The sequence below is a fragment of the Rhodococcus sp. NPDC003322 genome (genome assembly GCF_053589555.1).
The window spans coordinates 1-3,035 of the sequence record NZ_JBSFSC010000016.1 but is presented as its reverse complement, the minus strand read 5'-3'; the positions used below and the strand labels follow the sequence as shown (position 1 = coordinate 3,035).

Annotated in this window: 1 protein-coding gene; it reads right to left on the bottom strand. The window is 69.9% G+C overall.

The window, feature by feature from the left end; all coding sequences use genetic code 11:
• Nucleotides 1–3,035 (bottom strand): amino acid adenylation domain-containing protein (locus ACWDUM_RS28200; protein WP_450136531.1); only part of this gene is annotated, 3,035 nt, incomplete at both ends.

Here is a 3,035-nt window from a genome sequence, read left to right as displayed (position 1 = left end):
AACGTCGACGTCACACCGTCGAACGTCACCGCGGGCGCATCCGAACACCCCTGCGCGGTCGCGGTGAGCAGATCCACCAGCGTGCCCGCCGGCACCGGCGCATCGGTCGCGTTCCACGCCTCGAGCATCAACTCGGCATCGGACTCGGGAAGCACCGCCAGGTCGCCGACCGGCAGCGCCGGATCGGCGGTCACCTGCTGCAGGATCTGCTGCAGTGCCGCGGCGAACCGCGCCGCCGTCGCAGCGTCGAACAGGTCCGTCGCGTAGGTCAGGCGCGCACCGATCCCGGCGGCCCCACCCTCGTCGTACCGATCCGCGAACGCGAACTCGAGGTCGAACCGAGCGGGCACGACATCCGATTCGACGGCTGCGACCCGCAACCCGTCCAACTCCAGTTCGCTGCCCCCGAGGTTCTGGAACGCGAGCGAGACCTGGAACAGAGGTGAATGCGACCGCGACCGAGTCGGGTTCAGCGCTTCCACCAACCGCTCGAACGGCACGTCCGCATTCGCGAACGCCGCCAGATCCACTCCCCGCACGGAGTCGAGAACGTCGGTGAACGACTGGGCGCCGTCCACTGCGGTCCGCAACACGAGGGTGTTGACGAACATGCCGACCACATCGTCGAGCGCCTGCTCGCCACGACCCGCCACCGGCGAACCGACGGCGATGTCGCCGGTGCCGGTCAGACGGGCCAGCAGCACTGCCGTCGCGGCATGCACGACCATGAACGTCGTGACCCGGTGATCGCGCGCGAGCGCCTCCACTGCGGCGTGCAGGTCGCGCTCGATCTCGAACTCGTGCACCGCACCCCGGTTCGATGCGACCGCAGGCCGCGGACGATCGGTGGGCAGCTCGAGCACCTCGGGCACCCCGTCGAGCGTCTGAGTCCAGTATCCGAGCTGACGGCTGATCGGCGACGTCTCGTCGTCCTCCGAACCGAGCATCTCCCGCTGCCACAGCGTGTAGTCCGCGTACTGCACCGGCAGCGGACCCCAGCCCGGTGCCCCGCCGGTGTGCCGGGCGGCGTATGCCACCATCAGGTCCCGCACCAGCAGCCTGGTCGACCAGCCATCCGCGCCGATGTGGTGCACCACCAGCGCCAGCACGTGCTCGTCGGCCTCGAGCCGGTACAGCGCCACCCGCAGCGGCACCTCCGCAGTCAGGTCGAACGCCGTCCCGAACAACTGGGCGACGGCGCCGAGCAGGTCCCCGTCGGCCACATCGACGGGCTCCAACGCAACCGGTACCGATTCGACGGGAAGGATCACCTGGGTGCCGTTGCCCTCGAACTCCGGGTACACCGTCCGCAACGCCTCGTGCCGCTCGAGCACGTCCCCGATCGCCCGCCGAAGCGCCTCGACATCGAGCGCACCGGTCAACCGGACCGCCGCCGGAATGTTGTAGGCCGACGACTCCGGATCGAGCTGGCCGAGGAACCACAACCGCTGCTGCGCGACCGACAGCGGGATCCGCTCCGGACGCGGACGCGCCGACAGCTCGACCCGTCCGCCGGCACCGACCTCGGATTCGAGGCGTGCTGCGAGCGCCTCGACGGTCTGCTCCTCGAAGAGAACCCGCACCTGCACTCGGGTGTCCAGCGCGGCACCGAGCCGCGCGGCCACCTGGGTCGCGATCAGCGAGTTGCCGCCCAGTTCGAAGAAGTTGTCGTCCACTCCGATCCGGTCGAGGTCGAGCACCTCCGCGATGACGGTGGCGACGGTCTGCTCCACCTCCGTCGACGGCGCACGGTACTCCTTGGCCACGAACTCCGGCGCCGGCAGCGCCTTCCGCTCGACCTTCCCGTTCACGCTGAGCGGCATCGCGTCGAGCACCATCACCACCGACGGCACCATGTACGACGGCACGGCACCGGTGATCGCGCTGCGGATCTCGGATCCGTCCAGCCCCTCGCCGACGACGTAGCCGACGAGCTGGGTGCCTCCGGGCGCGTCGTCACGGGCCACCACGACTGCCTCGGTGACCCCGGGCCGGGCCCGCAGCGCCGACTCGATCTCCCCGAGCTCGATCCGGAAGCCGCGCACCTTCACCTGGAAGTCGGCGCGCTCGAGGTATTCGAGGTTTCCTTCCTCGTTCCACCGCACGATGTCACCGGTGCGGTACATGCGCTCGCCCTGGGCGTACGGATTGGCCACGAACCGGTCCGCAGTGAGGTCGGGCCGGCCGAAGTAGCCTCGGGCCAGCTGCGCGCCGGCGAGGTACAGCTCACCCGGCACACCCACGGGCACCGGGTGCAACCGCGAGTCGAGCACGAACACCTGAGTGTTCCACTCGGGCGTGCCGATCGGAACGGTGACGGTGTCGGTCTCGCGCGTGCGGTAGCGGGTCACCGAGACCGCAGCCTCGGTCGGGCCGTACAGGTTGTCGAGCCGTGCGCCGCTGGCCGCTCGGAACCGCGCAGCGGTCTCTGCCGGCAGGGCCTCGCCGATCGCCAGCACACGGGACACCGACTCGGGGAACCCGGATTCGCTGTCGGACAGCAGCATCGACAGCATCGAGGGCACGACGTGCAGGGTGGTCACCGACTCGCGGGTCATCAGGTCGAGCAGGTAACCCGGGTCCTGGTGGCCGTCGGGGCGGGCGATCACCAGGCGGGCACCGGTCTGCAGCGCCCACCAGAATTCCCACACCGACAGGTCGAAGGTCGCAGCGGTCTTGAGCAACACCGCGTCCTGCGTGCCGAGTCCGTACTCGGCCTGCTTCCACACCATCTGGTTGACCACGGCCGCGTGCGGGAGTGCGACACCCTTCGGCCGCCCGGTCGAACCCGACGTGAAGATCACGTACGCCGGATGCTCGGTCCGCAACGGCACCAGCCGCTCCGCATCGGACACAGGCCCCGACGCCACACCCGACAGGTCCACCGTGTCGACCTGCAACACCCGCGCCTGCCCCGGCAACGACACCTCGTCAACGGTACGGGTCAACACCACTGTCGGGGCCGCCGACTCGAGCACCAGCGCGATCCGGTCCGCCGGATGATCGGGATCGATCGGCACGTACGCACCGCCGGC